The sequence below is a fragment of the uncultured Chitinibacter sp. genome (assembly GCF_945957625.1).
GTDB classification, from domain to species: Bacteria; Pseudomonadota; Gammaproteobacteria; order Burkholderiales; family Chitinibacteraceae; genus Chitinibacter; species Chitinibacter tainanensis.
This window is the reverse complement of the sequence record NZ_CAMFLP010000009.1, coordinates 78,453-98,190: the sequence shown is the minus strand read 5'-3', so window position 1 is coordinate 98,190 and position 19,738 is coordinate 78,453. Positions and strand designations below refer to the sequence as shown.

Sequence of the window (19,738 nt, the reverse complement as noted above, 5' to 3'; positions counted from 1 at the left end):
AGTTCGATCATGGCCAGCACAGTTGCAAATAGTAAATCCGGTAGCGCACAGGGTATTGTTGTTGTTGCGGGCGAGGCGTTCATTCGCGATGCCACCGGTAAAGAGACCCCCGTTGTGACCGGCGATCAATTGCTGGAAGGTCAGGTGATTCATACCTCGGCCAACGGCCAAGTGACGCTGATGTTGCCTAATGGCCAGTTAGTGGAGTTGGGCGCCGGGCGTGAGCTACTGCTTGATGCGGATTTGACTGGCAATCAGCCCACGGATGCGACTGAGGCTAAAGTCGCCTCAACGGATGCCAGCGCGGATCAGATTATTGCAGCGCTGAATGCCGGCCAGGATCTCAGCCAGGATCTGGAGGCCACCGCCGCAGGTCTGGGTGGCGCTGGTGGCTCGGATGAAGGCAGTGGCTTTGTTCGGCTACTGCGCATCGCCGAAGCGGTGAACCCCGTAAGTTTCGATTTTGGCGAGAACCCACTGCCTACGGTTGAGATTACCATCCCGAGCTCCGTCTTGGCGGCCGAAAGCCTCGGCCAGCCTAGTACCGAGATCCCAAATACCGATGGAGGCAGTGGTCTACCATCTTCAGACCCAAGCGACATGACGGTATTGGAAAGCGACGGCCCCGTGGCCGGCGACTTCACCGTCAAAGCCCCCGATGGCCTCAAAGAGGTCACCATTGGCACCACCACCCTCACGCTCGCCCAGCTCAATGGCCTGAGCGGCACACCGGTCAGCATCAACACCGGCGAAGGCACGCTCAAGCTCACCGGCTTTGATGCCGCCACCGGCAAGGTCAGCTACACCTACGACCCGAACGTGCAAAGCAACACCAACAACGCCGACGTGATCGACAGCATCAGCGTGGTGGTTAAAGACAACAACAACGTCACCGCCAGCGACACGCTGGACATTGCCATCAAAGACACGGCACCGGTGGCCAAAGATGACAGCAACAGCATTCTGGAGAACACCGCCAGCGTGACTGGCCAGGTGGTGCTGGGCGACGCCAAAGGCGGCGTCGCCGACCAGAACAGCGCCGACACTGGCCTGACCGTCACCAATGCCGGGACGCTCACCGGCAAATACGGCACGCTGACGCTGAATGCCGATGGCAGCTACACCTACACGCTGAACAACAGCAACCCGACGGTGAACGCCCTCAATCCGGGGCAGAGCCTCACCGACGAAGTGTTCACCTACACCGTTCGCGACGCCGACGGCACCACCAGCAGCGCCAAACTGAGCATCACCATCAATGGCACGAACGACGCGCCAGTGTTGGATCTGGATGCCAGCGCTACGGGTACTGGTTACAGCACGAGCTATACCGAGAATGGCGCAGGTGTGGCCATTGCGGATACCGACTCACTGATTACCGATGTGGATAGCGCGAACCTGACCAAAGCGGTGATTACGCTGACTAATCCACAGCTTGGTGATCTGTTGACGGTGGGCACCTTGCCAGCTGGTATTACCGCGAGCCAAACGCTGGTGAATGGCCAGGTTGTCATCACGCTCACAGGCCTTGCTAGTAAGGCCAATTACGAAACCGCGATTGAGGCCATCCGCTTTAGCTCCAGCTCGGATAACCCTAGCACGGTGGATCGCACGATCAATGTGGTGGTCAACGATGGTGCGCTTGATAGCAATGTGGCTGTGAGCACGATTAAAGTCACTGCCGTAAATGATGCGCCGACCCTGACTATCAATACGGCCGCGGTGACCGTGTCTGAAGAAGGCCTGTCGGGCGGCCTGAAAGACACGACCGGTACCAGCGATACGACCGATAGCACTACTGCTCAGGGCATGGTGACTTTTGGTGATGTAGATAGCGCTGCGGTAAGCTTGGCGCTCACGGCCCCAACCGGGTTGAGCTCGGGTGGTGTGCCGCTAGTGTGGTCTGGCAATGGCACGACCAATCTGGTCGGCAGTGTGAATGGCAATCCGATCCTCACCATCAATATCGATGCGAGCGGTAAATACACCGTCACCTTGAGCGGGCCACTGGATCATGCCGGTAAAGGAGTGGAAGACGTAAACTCGTTTGACGTTACCGTGACAGCCAGCGACGGTAGCTTGAGCGCCAGCGGTAAATTCACGGTGAACGTTGAAGACGATATGCCGCTGGGTGTCAGCAAAACGGTGGATGTGCAAATGCCGTATGTGAACACCAATCTGGTTCTCACGCTGGACATCTCCGGCAGTATGAATGACCCAAGCGGGATTGCTGGCAAAACCCGCCTGCAGGTGGCCAAAGAGGCGCTCACCCAGCTGATCAATGACTATGACAATGTCGGTGACGTGAAAGTCATGCTGGTGACCTTTGGCAGCAGCGCCAGTGTTCGGGGTAGCACGACCTGGATTACCGCAGCAGAAGCGAAATCAGTGCTGGCGGCCTTAACTGCCAGTGGCGGCACCGATTACGATGCCGCCCTGCAGCAGGTCACCTCGCGCTACGATGACGCTGGCAAACTGCCGGGCGGGCAGAATGTGGCTTATTTCTTCTCGGACGGCGTGCCGACCGAAGACAATGGCACCGGTAGCGTGGGGATTGTTGGGACAGAAATCACCAACTGGACCAATTTCCTCAACAGCAAAGACATCAACTCGCTGGCCATCGGCTTGGGTTCTGGTGTGAGTGGCACTAATCTGGATCCGCTGGCCTACAATGGCGTCGGCACTGGTACAGAGGCCAATGCGATTATCGTGACTGATTTGTCGCAATTGCCACCGATCCTGCGCGATACCGTGCTGACCCCAACATCGGGTCAGATTGCGGTGAGTGGTACCGCATCGAGCCTGTTTGGCGCCGATGGTGGGCATATTAACGATGTGACCGTCGATGGCATCAAATACACCTTTGACGCCACGGCGAACACCATCACCCCGTCGGCTACTAGCAATAAATACAGCTTCGATGCGACTAACCATGTTCTGAAAATTACCACCGCGCTGGGCGGCCTGTTTGTGGTTGATCTGGATGATGGTAAGTACACCTACACGCCACCCACTAACCTCACCGCCACTACCCAAGAGAAAATTGGCTACACGTTGATCGACAATGATGGCGATAAAGACACCTCGAATAGCATTCTGACCCTGAATGTGATTCCGCCACGCTACAACACTCCGCCAATCGCGGCAGATGACTACGCCTTTACCAAGCAAAATCAGGCAGTAACGGTGAATGTGCTGAGCAATGACCGCGATGCGCAGGGGGATGCCGTAACCATTATCGGTACCCCAACCGTACTGGCCGGCAATGGTACGGTGAGCAAAAATGCCGATGGCACGCTGACCTTTACCCCTAGCAACGGCTGGCTGGGTGAGGCGCAAATCGAGTACACCATCAGCGATGGCTTTGGTGGCACGGATACGGCGATTGTCTTTGTGCGGGTGGTGCCGCCCGATGCGGTGCTCAATGGTGCCGGTGACGGCGGGGTAGGGTCTTACTTTGTGCAAGGGCCTGAGTCTGGCGCTGGCAATGTGATTGATGTGGCGACTTCGGCTTACTTCAATGCCAATAATGTGCCGCAGCCCGGGGCGCAATATTCGTCCACCAGCACCGGCAATAGCCAGGTGATCCTCACCGGTGGTAGCAATGACCACGTTGAGGCTGGGGCCGGTAATGATCTGATCTACATGGGTGAAACCCAGAGTGCCAATAATTCGGTCCTCGAGGGGACGCTGGCCGAGTTCTATACCGGCGCGCGCAAAGATTTCCTCATGGCTGCCGATGGCACCTTGGCCACAACGGCTAATAACGACAAACTGGTGCAATCGATTGTGAACCAGATGCAGCCGGTGACCGATCTGGTGAATGCTGGCGCAGGGGATGACACCGTGTTTGGCGAAAACGGCTCCGATGCGCTGTATGGTGGTACCGGCAACGACAAGCTGTTTGGCGGCGCTGGGCTGGATATTCTGCGCGGTGGTGCTGGCAATGATTTGCTCGTCGGCGGTACTGGCAATGATCTGCTGCGTGGTGACGCCGGCTCGGATGTCTTTAAATGGACTTTGGGCGATCAGGCCAGCACTCCGGGGGCCACGGCCGCCGGGGCGGGGAATGTCTACGGTGTGGGCAGCACGGTGAATGTGGTGAACAATGCCACTGACCTGATTGTGGATTTCGACAAAACGGCCAATACCGGCGATGCGCTGGATCTGCGTGATCTCTTGCAAGGGGAAAACAGCGGTAATCTCACCCAGTATCTGCATTTCGAGAAATCGGGCAGCGACACCATTGTGCACATCAGCAGCGCGGGTAAATTCACCGGGCTGGCGGCCGATTATAAAGGCGCTGAAGATCAGACCATCATTCTGAAAAACGTCGATTTAGGCGCCACCGGCAGCAATGATCAAACGGTGATCCAAAACCTGTTGAACAATAAAAACCTGCTGACTGACTAAGCTTTCGTCTCGGCATGCAAAAGCCCCCGTATCTACGGGGGCTCAGGCTGCTAGCAAAGTGGAATAACAACATGATTCAAGTCTCGGCACAGCCGAGCCTAGAAAATAAGGCTTTGAATCTGCAGCCTTGGTGTTCTATTCCCACCCCTCCCGTCCCTTCCTTGGGGGGGCTCGCTTCGCGAGTGGGGTTGGTCATCAATCTGAGCCCCCGTAAAACGGGGGCTTTTTTGTGGGTAAGTTAATCGGCCTAGGTGGGTATATGGCTGCAGATCTTTTCAAATAAAGCTTGTAGCGATATACCCAGATGCTGTTGCTTACTTATGCTGGGTAATTGGCCCGGTCGCGCCATGCAGGCCCAGCGCTTGCAGTTGTTGCCATTCGCCTTCGGTACGCACTAGCTCGGCCAGCGTGCGGATGCCCAATTTGCTGGCGATACCCACCATGGCTTTGACCAGATGCTGGTTGCCTTCGTGCTGATCAATTTCGTGCACAAAGCTGCCGTCGATTTTCAGGTAATGCAGCGGTAAATCATACAGCCGCGGCATACTGCCAAACTGGCGGCCAAAGTGTTCGATCCCCACTTTGAGCCCCAGCTGATGCATTTCAGCGGCAAAAGTCGCCAGCGATTCCAGATCTTGCCCCAAGCCCTGTTCGGCAATTTCCAGCCACAGCCGCTGGCGGGGGGCCAGCGTTTGGGCTTGGAGCAATTGCACCAGTTCACGGCGGAAGCGGCTGTCGCGCATCGATTGCGGCGCCACATTCACGGCCACATCATCAGGCTGCGCTGCCAGCAGCTCGAGCGCCAGCCGGATCGCGGCCAGATCAATGGCCGGCAGCAGATCAAAGCGCGCGGCAAAGGGCATAAACACCCCGGCGGACAACAACTCGTCGGTTTCCAGATCCGGCAGGCGCAACATCAGCTCGCGGTGCAGAACTTTGCCCTGCCAATCAATTGCCGGGAAGCTATGCGCCACAAATTGCTGCTGTTCGATCGCCGTTTGCAGGCGGCTGCGCCATTCGGCGCTGGGTTTGCTGCTCTGGGTTGGCTGATGGGCGGCATCGGCCAGTGCATTGTGGGCATGCGCTTCGGCGCGGGCCAGCGCGGCATCGGTGCGGCCCAGCAATTCGCCCATGGTCTCGCCACGGCTGTAGTGGCTGTAGCCCAGATGCAGCAGATTGGTTTCGCTTGGTGCCAAGGCGCCCAGCTCGGCCAGCAGCTGTTCGGCCAGCGCCGTGCCATCGCTTAATTCGGGCGCTGCCAAGGCAAAATCGGCACCATTCAGCCGGGCGGCCACCCAGCCTTCGTGTTCATCGGCCTGTTTGGCCAGCAAGCCAGCCAGCTCGGCCAGCAAGCGGTCGGTGGCTTCACGGCCGAGGTTGCGGTTAATTTGCCCCAGATCATGCAGGCGTAGCATCAGCAAATAGCCTTCTGGCGGGCTGTCTTCACCACCTAGCAAGCTGGATAGCCGGCCCATAAAGAAGCTGCGATTGGCTAGGCCGGTTACCGGGTCGCGGTTGGCGTCTTTTTTCAGCTGATCAATCCGCGCCGCCTGTTCGTCAAACATGGCTTTTACTTGCGCCACCATCACATTCATCGCCGCGGCAACAGGGCGCAGCTCGATATAGCGCGGCTCAGGCAGCGCGATAAAGCGGCGCTCGGTAATCGCGTGGGCTTGTTCGGTAATTTGGGTGATCGGCTTACGTATACGCGTGAGCACAAAGTGCATCAAGCCCCCGACGGCAATACCCCCGAGGAGCATCCAGATAAATAGCTTTTGCGCACTGCTCCACAGCGATTCATAGCCAAATTTGCTATGCGCGCGAATCTCGACCGAGCCGGCCTGTTTCCAGCCATTGCTGATCAGCGCCTGCCCCGACTGCACCTGAATCGGAAAGGCTTGCACAAACCAGTGTGGCACGTCGCTTGGTAGCTCTTTATTGCGTAATTCAATCAAGACCTTGTGATGCGGGTCGCGCACAATCAAGAGCTCGAAATGGCCGGAATCAAACAGCGCGCTGCTCATGAGCTCCAGCATGGCTGGGTCGCCGCTTTGTTGTGACATCGACAGCGCCAGCGCCGTGGCGGTGTCATTGCTCTGGGTGTAGAGCTGGGTTTGCAGGTAATCCCGGGCACTGAGCGTGCTGACCAGCAAAGCGGCCACGAAAGCCAACAGTGCCGAGCCAATAATCATGAGCCATACCTGGCGAAATAACGACATAGCCAAATCCTTAAAAATCAATCCCTTCGCTCTGCATGCGCAGCAAAACATCTTTCCAGCGCGACAGTCGGTCAATCGAGCCGGCCGGCTGGTTTCCCCCGCCGGTAAAAATCCCGGCCTGATTAAAACTAAATACCGGTACCAGATCTGGCCGGCGGCTGGCCGGGCGGATGTCGGTAATCAGGTTATCCAGAATCAAAGGCTCGGCGTCCGGGGTGGGGTAGTAGGTGAGCACCATATGCGCCTGCGTGACGGTGCTGTTGGCCCCGCCAATTTTGGCTTTGACATAGCTCATACGTAATTTTTCGGGTGCGACGCCCAATTCCTTGAGGGCGAAGTACTTGATGATGGCAAAGTCTTCGCAATCGCCGGCTTGTTTGCCGATGGTTTCCAGCGGCGTAGCCCAGTAATCGGGAGCATTCCACAGCGCGCTATCGTCGGTGAAGGCCAGCTTGCGGTTAAAATACTCATTGACCCGTTTCAGCTTGTCCGGCTCGGCCGCAGCTTTCAGGCTACCGAGCAGGTTTTGCACTTCGCTCACGGTTTTGGCGGCATTGGCCCCGTATTTTTGCTGCGCGACTTTTAATAATTTATCGAAATCCCAATTCGACCACGCCGGCCAGCTGGCCAGCAGCAGGCCACCCAGGCTGAGGGCAAGCAGCAGGGGCCGCAGGCGTAGATAAAATAGGCGGAGAGCCAACATGGGAAATAAACGGCGCGTCGCTTCAGTCGCAAAAGCCCAGTATAAACGCCAGATATATTGAGCGTGTGTATCTCGCTACAATCGCGCCAAAAAAAACAGTTTGCAGCGAGCAATTCAGCTGACCTCCCAATTTGCAATTAGACTGAATCCATTCGATGAATGATTGCTGCTGGGGAAATGAGTATGAAATTGAAATTAAGTGTGGCCTGTACGTTGATTGCCTGGGCCACGGCAGCGGGCGCCGCCAGCCTGCAAGACGCTGTCGAGCAAACCATCCTCAAAAACCCTGAAGTACGCATGAAATGGCTGAGCTACAAAGCCGCGGGCGAAGAGCAAAATGCCGCCAAGGGGAATTACTATCCACGCGTCGATCTGAATGGCTATTACGGCGTCGAAAACAAAGATTATCCGAAGAGCAAAACCGGCAGTTTCACGCACCCTGGCGTGAATCTGGAATTGCGTCAGATGCTGTTTGATGGCTTCGCCACCCAAACCGAAGTGCGCCGCCTCGGCTATGGCAAACTGACCCGCTATTACGAATTGCTGGCCGCCAGCGATCAAGCGGCGCTGGAAACCACCCAGGCGTATCTGGATGTCTTGCGCTACCGTGAGCTGGTGAATCTGGCGCGTGACAATTACGCCATCCACAAAGAAACCTACGATCAGATCGCCGAGCGTGTGAATGCTGGCGTGGGCCGCCGCGTGGATCTGGAAACCGCCACCGGCCGTTTGGCGCTGGCCGAATCCAATTGGCTGACCCAGTCTTCCAATCTGCATGATGTGTCGGCCCGCTACGAGCGCCTGACCGGCATGGCCCCCAGCAATGACATGAGCAAACCAGCCGATCTGGCCTCGGTCTTGCCGCGCGATACCGCCAGCCTGCGCACTCAGTTGGCAACCAACCCGCAATTTAAAGCCGCGGTGTACAACATCCGCTCGGCCCGCGCTGATGCGCAAAACAAGAAGAGCGATTACTACCCAACCTTCGAGCTGCGCGCTAGCCAAGGTCTGGATAAAAACCGCGACAATCTGGATGGCAACTACCGCGACAGCAGCATCCAGCTGGTGATGAATTACAACCTGTTCCGCGGTGGCACCACCACGGCGCGCGCGGCGCAATACGCCGAGCTCTTGAATGTGGCCTATGAAGTGCGCGACAAAGTCTGCCGCGATATTCGCCAAACCACCCAGATCGCCTGGAACGACACCGCCAAGCTGAAAGAGCAGATCGGCTATCTGGATCAGCACGTGCTGGCCACCGAGAAATCGCGCGATGCCTTCCGCCGCCAGTTCGACATTGGCCAGCGCTCGCTCTTGGACGTACTGGATACCGAAAACGAATTGTTCGAAGCACGCATCGCCTTGGTGAATGGCGAGTTTGACTACCAGCTGGCGCAAGCGCGCGTACTGGCGCAAACCCACCAGCTGTTGGGCGCGCTGCAACTGGCCCCGCTGGAAAACACCGCCCCGGCGGATGATCTGGGCGACAGCATCAGCGATGATGAAAAAATCGCCTGCGGCGGCAATCTGATCGACAGCGTGAAACTCGACCGCGACGCCGCCCTGGCCGGTCGTCCACCACGCCCAGCCATGCCCGCTCCGGCCCCAGCCCCGGAAGCCAAACCGGCGGACAGCAGCACTTGCGAGAAAGCCGTCACCGATCTGGTCAGCAACTGGTCGGCCGCCTGGTCGGGCAAACAGCTGGACACCTATCTGGGCTTCTACGCGCAAAGCTTTGAAGCCAGTGGCGGCCGCAGCCGCGCCGATTGGGCTGCCAAACGCCGCGTACGCGTAACCAAAGAAGGCCCGATCACGCTGAAACTGGAACAGCCAAGCTGCAAAGTAGTCAGCAAAGAGCGCAGCGAAGTGACCTTCACCCAGCAATACCGCTCGCAAGACTACAGCGACACCGTGCAAAAGACGCTGGAGCTGGTGCAAGAAGGTGGCAAATGGAAGATCCAGCGCGAGCGCGTGACTAGCGGTCGCACTGAGTAATACCTGGCTAGGTATTGATCTGGGTCGCTTATCGAATAAAGCTTAGGTCGATATACCCGGTGCCAACATCCCGAAAGCCCGCCCACCTTGGCGGGCTTTTGTTCGCCCGGCGATGCAAGCTGCTATCATACCGCATGATTGAATAAAGCCTGCCGTATGAAACTGCATATCATCGCCGTCGGCCACAAAATGCCGGATTGGATTTCTGACGGATACAACGAATTTGCCAAGCGCATGCCGCGCGACTTTGCCCTGACGCTCACCGAGCTAAAACCCGACAAGCGCATCAGCGCGCGCACGCCGCAGCAAGTGATGGCCGAGGAAGCCGAGCGCATTCTAGCCGCGATTCCTAATGACGCCCGCGTGCTGGCGATGGACGAGCGCGGCGCCAACTGGACGACGATGAAGCTGGCTGAAAACATGAAGCAGTGGCAAATCGACGGGCGCGAAACGGTTTTTATCATCGGCGGCACCGACGGGCTCGATCCGAAAATCAAGCAGCGCGCCGATCAATTGCTGCAGCTATCGGCGATGACGCTGCCGCACGGCATGGTGCGCGTGATGCTGGCCGAGCAGCTGTACCGCGCCGTATCCATCTTAAATAACCACCCGTATCACCGCGAATAATGACCCAACTCTATCTGGCTTCCGGCAGCCCACGCCGTAAAGAATTGCTAGCGCAAACCGGCGTAATGTTTGAGCGCATCGCCGCGCCGATCGATGAAACCCCGCGGCCGAACGAAAACCCGCGCGACTATGTGATCCGCATGGCGGTAGAAAAAGCCGAATCGGGCTGGCGGCATTTGCAGGAAATGGGCTTGGCGCTCAAGCCGGTACTGGCGTCAGATACCTCGGTGGTGCTGGGCGATGAAATTTTAGGCAAACCGCTCGATGCCGCTGATGCCACGGCCATGCTGAGCAAACTATCGGGCAGCACGCACGAAGTACTGACCAGCCTCGCGCTGCGCACCGAGCAGGGCGTGCAAACCCGGCTGAATGTCAGCCGGGTGCAGTTCGCGCCTCTCAGTGCGGCGCAAATTGCCGCCTATGTGGCTAGCGGCGAGCCGATGGATAAAGCCGGCGCCTATGGTATTCAAGGCATCGGTGGCTTATTTGTGGCGCAACTGGAAGGCAGCTACACCGGCGTGATGGGCTTGCCGCTGCACGATACCGCGGTGCTGCTGGCGGAGCATGGTTTAGGTTGGTTAGCACAATAGGGGTATCGGCCTTTGGCTATGGTGCTAATTGGTTTACCGAGCAATACCCCGTTTACATGGAAAGCAAAATGAACGAACAGATTTTTACTCTGCAGCACGAGCACATCGCCCTGTGCGACTTACTGAAAGCCACTGCGCTGGCCCCCTCGGGCGGTGTAGCCAAGCTGATGATTGCCGCTGGTGATGTGCTGGTGGATGGCGCCATCGAGACGCGCAAAACCGCCAAAATCCGCCCCGGTATGGTAGTGGAATGTTTGGGTGAGCAAATCAAGGTCGTTGCCGCTTGAGTGTATGACCGCGCGTCCAGCGCGGTGTGCCCGGGTTTCCCACCAGAGCCCAGCTAGTGGGTTGGCCAGTCTTTCTCTTCACCTCTCCCCAAGAAAAACCTGACATATCCTTCGAGTTTTCCGCATATTCAGCCGCCCCTTGCTTACATATGCTGGGTGGGTACGCCGCACAGTCGAGGCGGTGGCTGATTAAGGGGAATGACAATGAATGGCATACGACATGCAGTGTGGGTGAGTGGGGCTGCGCTGATTGTGGGCTTGGGTTTTATCCTGAACCTATTCGTGGCATCGGTGGCGGCTAACCATGTGGGGGTCGAATTCAACCGGATTGACGGTAAGGTGGAGCCAGTGCCGCTATCTAGCGGTTGGCATCTGATCGGCATTGGCACCAGTGTGGTCGAGTTTCCGACCTTTACCCAGACCTACACCTGGACGCAATCGAAAACCGAAGGCTCGGCTAGCGATGAATCCATGAATTTTCAGGTGGCATCTGGCGTGGTGATCAATGCGGATATCAGTATTTCTTACAGCATTGATTCCAGCAAAGCCCCGGTGCTGTACCAGAAATACAAACGGGGCTACGAGGAAATCACCAGCCAGATTATCCGCAACGCGATTCGTAATGCGCTTAATAGCTATGGCACGGCGTACGATGCCGAAGGCCTGCTGGCCGGTGGGAAAATTCGCCTAGCGGAGCAGGTGCGCAGCAAGCTGAATCAGGAGATGAATCAGTACGGCATCGTGGTGGAGCAATTTGGCTTTGTGAACGAATTGCGCCTGCCGGTGAATATCCAGAACGCCATCAACGCCAAGATTCAGGCTACGCAAGAAGCGCTGCAATCCGAAGCTTTGCTGCGTAAAAACCAAGCCGATGCCGCCAATGCTGTCGCGGTGGCCAAAGGTAAGGCCGAGGCCAAAATCGCCGAAGCCGAGGGCGATGCCAAAGCACTGGAAGTCGTGGGTGAGGCGATCAAGAAATACGGCGCGCAAGCCGCGCAGGTGAAAAACCAAACGCTGTGGATCGAGAAATGGGATGGCAAATTGCCTACCACCAGCCTCGGCGCCAACACCAACGCGATGGTGAATGTGAACTAAGCCGCCAAGCAGCCCTCGCCGGTAAGGTGAGGGCTGCTGCTGGTTATGGCTGAGTAGAGCCTAAGTCAATCCATAAGCAGTACATACGGTCGGCTTTCGGAAGGGTATATCGCGCTAAGCCAAATACCAATTAGCCTTGAACGATATACACCTGCCCAGTTTGTTTGCCTTCCACGCTTTTGCTAAAGGCGCGCGCGACTTTAGCGGCGGCCACGGCTTCAAAACCGCGGAAGTAGGGGCCGTAACTCGGTAAAGATTCGCTGAGCACCGTTGGGCTAACCACATTAATACGCAGACCGCGCGGTAATTCGATGGCCGCTGCGCGCACGAAACTATCGAGCGCACCATTGACCATACTGGCGCTGCTGCCATACACAATCGGGTCGGCCGACAGTACGCCGCTGACCAGTGTAAAGCTGCCACCATCTTGCAGCAGATGCTGGCCGGCCAGTACCAGATTTACCTGCCCCATCAATTTATCCGCCAGACCCACGCCCAATAGCTCCGGTGTCATTTCGGCCATCGCGCCAAAGTGCACATTGCCGGCGGTTGAGACCACGGCATTGACTGGGCCGGCCGCGGCGTACAGTGCTTGCACGCTGGCAAGATCGCGTAAATCAACCCGCAAATCCCCGCTATTGCGCCCGGCGGTGATGATTTCGTGGCGAGGGGCTAATTCTTGGTAAACGGCTTGACCAATGGTGCCGCTGGCACCGATTAAGAGGATCTTCATGTTTTGCTCCAGTGATGTAGGTAAGTGACTACAGCTTATTCCAGCTTAATCGGCAGATAAATCCGCTAAAATCGAAATCAATGTTCACTTGGGGATAACAATATGCCGCAACAATGGCAAGCATTGCAGCAGCAATGGCCGTGGGCGATGGCTTTTGCCTGTGTGGTGGAGCAAGGCAGCTTTACGGCGGCGGCGGCGCAGCTGGGGATTTCCAAGGCCGCACTGAGCAAGCAGATTCGCCAGCTGGAGCATGCGCTCGGTAGCCAGCTCTTGTATCGCACCACCCGGCGGCTGCATCTGACTGAGGCGGGGCAATTGTATTTAGCCCATTGCCGCGACTGGCAGGCGCGCTTGCAAGCGGCGCAGCTGGAGCTGGCCGAGCAGCGGCAGGAGATCGCCGGGCATTTGCGGCTAACGGTGCCCACTAGTTTTGGCGGGGTATTTATGGCGCAGGCGCTGCTGGCATTTCAGGCGCGCTATCCGCAGGTGACGGTGGCGCTGGATTTATCGGCCACCCCGCATGATCTGGAAGCGGAAGGCTTTGATCTGGCGATCCGCGCCAATTTACCGCCGCCCGAGCGGCTGGTAAGCCGGCCGCTGGCGATTATGCACGATTGGCTGGTGGCGGCCCCGGCTGCACTGGCCAGCTGGCCGCCGGTGCGCCAGCCCAGCGATCTGGCGCAGCTACCGTGCTTGGTGAATATGCATTTTGGCAACGCCGGCCATTGGCCGCTGAGCCGTGCGGGCCAGCTCGAAGCCGTGGCGGTGAGTGCCAAGCTGCAGGCCAATGATTACAACCTGCTGCGTAATCTGGCGCTGGCCGGCGCCGGGGTGGCGCGCTTGCCAACTTATCTGGTGGCCAAAGAAGTCGCAGCCGGACAGCTGCAGCGGCTGCTGCCCGACTATGCCTTGCCGGGGCAGCCGCTGTATCTGGTGTATCCACAGCGGCTGCCGCAGCCGGCCAAGGTGCGGGCGTTGGTCGAGTTTTTGCTGGCCTGGTTTGCTGCGCCTGAGCAAGCGGCGCTGCTGCAATAAACTGGGCAGAAAAAAGGCGCCAGTCTGCACTGGCGCCAAACGGCGCGCTCTGCGCCACGGGGAACATCGTTGCCATCTCTGCACTGACGATGGCTCAAATTGCCCATGCGCGGCTGGGCACAGCTACTAGGTACAGATACCAGCGTGGCTTATTCCTCTGCGGCCACCAAATCCCGATAGGCATGCCAGCTGGCATGGCCCAACAGTGGGAACAGCACAATCAAGCCGACCAGATAGGTGGCCAGCCCCAGCGCGGTAATGGCCACAATCAGCATGGCCCACAGCAACATGGGGGCGCCGTTTTCCATCACCGCCCGCAAGCTCGTCATCATGGCGGTGATGCTATCGACTTCTCGATCGGCTAACATCGGCAGCGAAACCGCCGTCAGGGCAAACACAAAGGCGGCTAATACCGCACCGCAGAATACCCAGATTAAGGTGAAGTTGAGGTATTGCCCGGTAAAGGCCTCCCATAAAGGCGTTTCAGCCGGTACCATCCCCCCGTATAGCAGGGCAAACAGAATGGCTGAAATGCGCTCCCAGGCAATGGCGATCAGGGTTAATACCACGCCGATATACGCTGTTTGCCCCAGATTGCGGCCGGCATCGCGCAACGAATGCAGGAATGAAGTCGGCCGCCCGGCTTCGCGCTCGCTACTCAGCTCATAAATCCCGCTGGCAGCCAGTGGCGCTAGCAGTAAAAAGCCGGTCAACAGGGTGGTAAAGAAATGACTGTGGGTATCAACCAGTGATAACAGCAGCCAGCCGATTGCGGTGATGAGCAGCCCGTAAGTGAGGCTCGGGCCGGGGTTGGCGCGTAAATCCTGCCAGCCACGGGCGAGCCAGCGCAGCGGGCTCGTGAGGGTAATTGCGCGCGTGGCGGGCAGTGTGAAATGCCGGTCCAGCGCAGACAGATGTGTTGCCATGATGCCACCTCCAGCCTAAGGTCTTTCACCCTGAGTTAGACTGCGATGGCGGCGCGGGTTGCATTGAGCCGATGAATGGCAAAATAACTTGCCAATTCATGGGTTTAGAACATGCTGATCATTTCCTGGCAGGCTTCATCCATCTCGGCCTGCAATTCGGTATAGCGGCCGTAGCTGAGCTCTTTGGGTTCTTCCAGGTTGGGGATATCCAGAAGCTGCATTTCCCAGAAGCCGCCGGCAAACAGATTGGCCACGTACACCACATCCGACAGACTGCGCGGGGTTTCAACAAACGCCCGTGGCACGTCAATTTCTTTAACCGCCTCGACCACTTCTTCGGGCAAGCCCAGTGAATCGAGCAAAATATTGCCCACGCTTTCATGCCATTGCGCGATCAGAAACTCCACCGTGCGCGGGCGCTCGGCCAGCTCGGCGTAGCGACCGGCCCGATCCAGCATAAAAAACGCCCCCAGATCGTGCACCAGTCCGGCCAGCATGGCGATTTCGGGGTTGATGCGGGTGAGGCGGCGGGCGATGACGCGCGCGATCATCGAGGTTTTCAGGCTGTGTACCCAATAGCGATTGGAAATCGGCTCGAAATTATTCAGATCGCGTGAGCGGATCAGCTGCTGCATGGCGCAGGCCAGCGCGGTGGCGCGCGCCGTATCCATGCCCACCCGCGCCAGCGCACTACCCAGATCGCTGATTTGTTTGCCCATCGGGTTGTAGACCACCGAATTAGCCAGCTTAAGTAGCTTGGCGGTGATCAGCGGGTCTTTTTGAATTTCGTGTGCAATCCGTTGTACCGAGGCGGTTTTGCTTTTCATCACCGTGCTGATTTGCACCGACGCGTCAAAACAGGTAGGAAAGACGACATCGCCTTCGAGCTCTTTGGCAATGTCTTCCAGCATTGCGAAACGTTCGTTATTCAGCTGTTCGGCGGTTTTATCGGCAAATTGCATGATGTAAGGATGAAATCGGTGAGTAGGTTTTCAGCATAGTGGCCGCCAGCGCGTGGCGCAACGCCCAAAAGGGCAGTGGCCCGCCTAAGCGAGCCACTGTTAGATTACTGCGGGATTGTTTCGATGTGGTGGCAGGCGATCATCCGATTCGCCAGCGGGCGCAGCACCGGTACTTCGCTGCGGCAACGCTCATTGGCGTGCGGGCAACGAGTATTGAAAGCACAGCCGGTCGGCGGGTTCAGCGGCGAGGGTAATTCGCCGGTGAGCTTGATCTTGGCGCGGCGATCTTCCTGCCGGATGGCTGGCGTGGCTGACATCAGCGCCTTGGTGTACGGATGCAGTGGTTGCTGGAAGATGGTTTCTTTGGCGCCATATTCCACCGTGCTGCCGAAATACATCACCATCACATCGTCGGCGATATGCTCCACCACAGCCAGATTGTGGCTGACAAACACATAGGCCGTACCCAGCTCGTCTTGCAGATCCATAAACAGATTCAGAATCTGCGCCTGAATCGACACATCCAGCGCCGAAGTGGGCTCGTCGGCCACCAACACGGCCGGTTTGAGCATCATGGCGCGCGCAATGGCGATGCGCTGGCGCTGCCCGCCCGAGAACATATGCGGGTAGCGGTGATAATGTTCGGGCCGCAGGCCGACGATTTGCAGCATTTCGCGCACGCGCTGTTCGCGCACGCGCTGTTCGCGCTCGCTGGCGCTCAGCGTGGTATTGAGCTGCAGTGGCTCGGCCAGCATGGCGCCCACTTGCTTGCGCGGGTTCAGGCTGGCAAATGGGTTTTGGAACACCATCTGCACTTTCGGGCGCAAGGCTTTGAGCGCGGCGGCATCGGCTTTGGCGATGGCTACGCCGGCGATATTGAGCTCGCCGGCAGTGGGCTCTTCAATCAGCGTGAGCTGGCGGGCGAGGGTGGATTTACCACAGCCCGATTCGCCGACCACGGCCAGGGTTTTGCCGGCTTGCAGCTGGAATGACACATTATTCAGGGCTTTGACCGTGGCATGGCCCTGGAAAAAACCGCGGCTCACCTGATAGTGGCGCGACAAGCCTTTGGCTTCAAGGATGATGTTCGGCTCACTCATGGCTAGGTATCCCGCTATCATTCAATGGTGTAAAGCATCGCACGCTGGTACCCGATAGGGGTAATTGCGGCGGACGTTGCGTACGACAGGTGTCGGTGGCGTACGGGCAACGCGGGCTGAGCAAACAGCCGCTTGGCCGGTCATATTGGCCAGGCACTACGCCAGCCAAGGTCGACAGGCGCTTAGCGCCCTTGCTGTGTTCGGGAATCGAGGCCAACAGTGCCTGCGTGTACGGGTGGCGCGGGGTATTAAACAGCAGCTCGGTGCTGCTGGTTTCCACCACTTCACCCGCATACATCACCACCACGCGCTGCGCTACTTCAGCCACGACCGCCAGATCGTGGGTGATCAGAATCAGCGCCATATCATTCTGCTTTTGCAGATTGACCAGTAGCTCCATGATCTGCGCCTGCACGGTCACATCCAGCGCCGTGGTGGGCTCATCGGCGATCAGCAGCTTGGGCTGACAGGCGATGGCCATGGCAATCATCACCCGCTGGCTCATCCCGCCAGAAAGCTGGTGTGGGTAAGCATTGAGTCGCGATTTGGCATCGGGGATTTCAACTTGTTCCAGGAGCTCCAGCGCGCGTTGTTTTAGCGCAGCCCCGCGCAGCGGCGTATGCAGGCGCAGGGTTTCCATTAGCTGATAGCCTACGGTGTAGGCCGGATTCAGGCTGGTGAGCGCATCCTGAAAAATCATCGCAATGTCTTTGCCGATGATCTGGCGTTTTTGCGCGGCTTTCATGCCCAGCAGATCTTGCCCGGCAAATTGCAGCGCATCGGCGGTGACGCGGCCAGGCGCATCAATCAGCCCCATCAGCGCTAGCATGGTCACCGATTTGCCCGAGCCCGATTCGCCGACGATCCCGACGATTTCGCCGCGGTTAATCGCTAAATCCAGGCCGGATACGGCCTGAAACGGCTGCGCGGTGCTGCCAAAGCTCACACTTAAATTACGAATATCCAATAACATGCCGCGCCTCACGCCAGTTTTTTCAGTTTCGGATCGAGCGCATCGCGCAGCCCGTCGCCCAGCAGATTCAGGGCAATCACGGTAAACAGAATCGTCAGCCCGGGCATGGTGACTACCCACCAGGCGCTGTCGATGTAATCGCGCGCCGAGGCCAGCATCGTGCCCCATTCCGGTAGTGGTGGTTGCGCGCCCAGACCCAGAAAGCCCAGCGCAGCCGCATCCAGAATGGCCGAAGAAAAGCCCAGCGTGCCCTGCACAATCAGCGGGGCCATGCAGTTGGGCAACACGGTATTGAACATCAGGCGCAATTTACCGGCGCCGGCCAGCTGGCTGGCAACCACGTAATCCTTGTTGAGCTCGGTCATGGCCGAAGCGCGCGCCAGCCGCACATACGATGGCAGTGACACAATCGCAATCGCCAGCATGGTATTCACCAGCCCCGGCCCCAGCACCGCGACGACCGCCACGGCCAGTAAGAGCGAAGGCAGCGCCAGCATGATGTCCATGGCGCGCATAATGCCGTTGCCCAGCCATGTAGGGTAAAACGCCGCCAGCAGGCCCAGCACAATCCCCGGCAGCATCGAGAGCACCACCGAGACCACGCCGATCATCAGGCTTAAACGGGCGCCATGCATCAGGCGCGACAGAATATCGCGGCCCAGCTCATCGGTACCCAGCAAAAATTGCAGGCTACCGCCCTGTACCCAGGCCGGTGGGGTGAGCAAATGCTCGCGATATTGCTCGGTGGGCGAATGTGGCGCCAAGACACCGGCCAGAATCGCGGCCAGCACCAGTGCGGCAAAAAATATCAGTGCGATCAGAGCGCCCCGATTGGCGCTGAACGATTGCCAGAATTCTTTCAGCGGCGATGGATAGCTCAGCGCCGCGGCATTGGCGGCCTGATCGGCCGCAGTGAGATTACTAGGGGTCGACATACACTTACCTCGCGTGGCGGATGCGTGGATTGATCACCCCGTACAGGATGTCCACCAGCAGGTTGACAGAAATAACCATGGTCGCGATCAGCAAGATCCCGCCCTGAACGACCGGATAATCGCGGCGCGAGATCGAATCGATCAGCCATTTACCAATGCCTGGCCACGAGAAAATCGTTTCGGTCAGCACGGCGCCAGCCAGTAGGGTACCGATTTGCAGACCAATCACCGTCACCACCGGCATCAGCGCATTGCGCAGGGCATGCACAATCACGATGCGTCCGCGCGACAGGCCTTTGGCCCGTGCGGTGCGGATGTAATCTTCGCGCAGCACTTCCAGCATGGCGGAGCGGGTCATCCGCGCAATCACCGCCATCGGAATCGTGCCTAGCACAATCGCTGGCAAGATCAGATGGTGGGCGGCGGATTTGAACGAGCCTTCTTCACCGGAGAGCAGGGTGTCGATCAGCATAAAGCCGGTGACTGGCGGAATATCGTATTCAAGGGAAATCCGGCCCGAGACCGGTGTCCAGCCCAGCGACACCGAAAACAGCATGATCAGGATCAGGCCCCACCAGAAAATCGGCATCGAATACCCAGTGAGCGCGCTGCCCATGGTGACGTGATCAACAATCGTGCCGCGGCGTGTGGCTGCCAGCATACCGGCTGGCAGGCCGAGCAAACAGGCGAAGATCATTGCACAGAGCGAGAGCTCCAGCGTGGCGGGAAACAGCGTTAGAAACTCGCGAATCACCGGCTCGTTCGAGACGATGGACGTGCCAAAATCGCCGTGCAGCAAATTGAGCAGATAGTGCCAATATTGCACGTATAAGGGCTGATCCAGCCCCAGCCTTTTGAGCGCCGAGGCATAAAATTCGGGATCGATTTGTCGCTCGCCCATCATCACCAAGACCGGGTCGCCCGGAATCATGTGAATCAGCGCGAAGGCCAGCAGGGTGACGCCGAGGAAGGTCGGAATCACCACGGCAATGCGGCGCAGAATAAAACTCAGCATAGAAACTCTCCCCTGTAGCTGGGGCAGCCCGCTACATCGGGTGGAAATCGGAAACAGCCAGCCGGCGAGATTATTATTGGGGTATAGCTCGGCAGACTAATGGTGCAGATGCTTAGCGGCTAGTACCGCC

The 19,738-nt window shown here is 58.0% G+C and carries 16 protein-coding genes; 7 read left to right on the top strand and 9 right to left on the bottom strand.

The features are described from left to right. Positions 1-9: 9 nt before the first annotated feature. A complete protein-coding gene (locus tag QV747_RS11485; RefSeq protein WP_288791512.1) occupies positions 10-4,413 on the top strand; it encodes a retention module-containing protein in 4,404 nt (1,467 codons plus the stop codon). 314 nt (positions 4,414-4,727) lie between these two features. On the opposite strand, the gene QV747_RS11480 is transcribed toward QV747_RS11485, so the two are convergent. Continuing rightward, positions 4,728-6,632: an EAL domain-containing protein gene (locus QV747_RS11480; protein ID WP_273431727.1), complete on the bottom strand. Its 1,905-nt coding sequence runs from the start codon at positions 6,630-6,632 to the stop codon at positions 4,728-4,730. Positions 6,633-6,642: 10 nt separating this feature from the next. Continuing rightward, positions 6,643-7,335, bottom strand: a complete 693-nt coding sequence (locus QV747_RS11475) for a transglutaminase-like cysteine peptidase (protein WP_273431728.1) — start codon at positions 7,333-7,335, stop codon at positions 6,643-6,645. Positions 7,336-7,518: 183 nt separating this feature from the next. On the opposite strand from QV747_RS11475, the gene QV747_RS11470 reads away from it, so the two are divergent. From QV747_RS11470 to QV747_RS11450, 5 genes are all read left to right on the top strand, one after another. Next, complete coding sequence (locus QV747_RS11470) at positions 7,519-9,330, top strand: TolC family outer membrane protein (RefSeq protein WP_273431729.1); 1,812 nt, start codon at positions 7,519-7,521, stop codon at positions 9,328-9,330. 156 nt (positions 9,331-9,486) lie between these two features. Next, a complete protein-coding gene (gene rlmH / locus QV747_RS11465; RefSeq protein ID WP_047391107.1) occupies positions 9,487-9,957 on the top strand; it encodes a 23S rRNA (pseudouridine(1915)-N(3))-methyltransferase RlmH in 471 nt (156 codons plus the stop codon). Next, positions 9,957-10,547 (top strand): nucleoside triphosphate pyrophosphatase, encoded by a 591-nt coding sequence (locus QV747_RS11460; RefSeq protein ID WP_273431731.1) that lies wholly within the window; start codon positions 9,957-9,959, stop codon positions 10,545-10,547. The genes rlmH and QV747_RS11460 overlap by 1 nt, the downstream gene beginning before the upstream one ends. Positions 10,548-10,615: 68 nt before the next feature. Beyond that, a complete protein-coding gene (locus QV747_RS11455; protein WP_028448360.1) occupies positions 10,616-10,834 on the top strand; it encodes an RNA-binding S4 domain-containing protein in 219 nt (72 codons plus the stop codon). Positions 10,835-11,038: 204 nt separating this feature from the next. Beyond that, positions 11,039-11,929: an SPFH domain-containing protein gene (locus tag QV747_RS11450; RefSeq protein ID WP_051258617.1), complete on the top strand. Its 891-nt coding sequence runs from the start codon at positions 11,039-11,041 to the stop codon at positions 11,927-11,929. Between the two features lie 130 nt (positions 11,930-12,059). Here the strand turns inward: QV747_RS11450 and QV747_RS11445 are convergent, their stop codons facing one another. After that, complete coding sequence (locus QV747_RS11445) at positions 12,060-12,662, bottom strand: short chain dehydrogenase (protein ID WP_273431734.1); 603 nt, start codon at positions 12,660-12,662, stop codon at positions 12,060-12,062. A gap of 102 nt (positions 12,663-12,764) precedes the next feature. Here QV747_RS11445 and QV747_RS11440 point away from each other — a divergent pair, with 102 nt between their 5' ends. Next, the gene (locus QV747_RS11440; RefSeq protein ID WP_273431736.1) at positions 12,765-13,697 is read left to right on the top strand and encodes a LysR family transcriptional regulator; all 933 of its coding nucleotides are present in this window, start codon (positions 12,765-12,767) and stop codon (positions 13,695-13,697) included. Positions 13,698-13,846: 149 nt separating this feature from the next. On the opposite strand, the gene QV747_RS11435 is transcribed toward QV747_RS11440, so the two are convergent. From QV747_RS11435 to QV747_RS11410, 6 genes are all read right to left on the bottom strand, one after another. Next, on the bottom strand, positions 13,847-14,623 hold the full coding sequence (locus QV747_RS11435; RefSeq protein ID WP_028448357.1) for a DUF2189 domain-containing protein: 777 nt from the start codon (positions 14,621-14,623) through the stop codon (positions 13,847-13,849). Between the two features lie 104 nt (positions 14,624-14,727). Beyond that, positions 14,728-15,585, bottom strand: a complete 858-nt coding sequence (locus tag QV747_RS11430) for an HDOD domain-containing protein (protein WP_273431737.1) — start codon at positions 15,583-15,585, stop codon at positions 14,728-14,730. A gap of 104 nt (positions 15,586-15,689) precedes the next feature. Next, the gene (locus tag QV747_RS11425; protein WP_273431739.1) at positions 15,690-16,685 is read right to left on the bottom strand and encodes a dipeptide ABC transporter ATP-binding protein; all 996 of its coding nucleotides are present in this window, start codon (positions 16,683-16,685) and stop codon (positions 15,690-15,692) included. Then, the gene (locus QV747_RS11420) at positions 16,678-17,658 is read right to left on the bottom strand and encodes an ABC transporter ATP-binding protein (RefSeq protein WP_047391094.1); all 981 of its coding nucleotides are present in this window, start codon (positions 17,656-17,658) and stop codon (positions 16,678-16,680) included. Before QV747_RS11420 ends, QV747_RS11425 begins: the two co-directional genes overlap by 8 nt. An 8-nt stretch (positions 17,659-17,666) precedes the next feature. Next, the gene (locus tag QV747_RS11415; protein ID WP_028448354.1) at positions 17,667-18,593 is read right to left on the bottom strand and encodes an ABC transporter permease subunit; all 927 of its coding nucleotides are present in this window, start codon (positions 18,591-18,593) and stop codon (positions 17,667-17,669) included. A gap of 4 nt (positions 18,594-18,597) precedes the next feature. Further along, a complete protein-coding gene (locus QV747_RS11410) occupies positions 18,598-19,608 on the bottom strand; it encodes an ABC transporter permease subunit (RefSeq protein ID WP_273431742.1) in 1,011 nt (336 codons plus the stop codon). Positions 19,609-19,738: the final 130 nt, after the last annotated feature.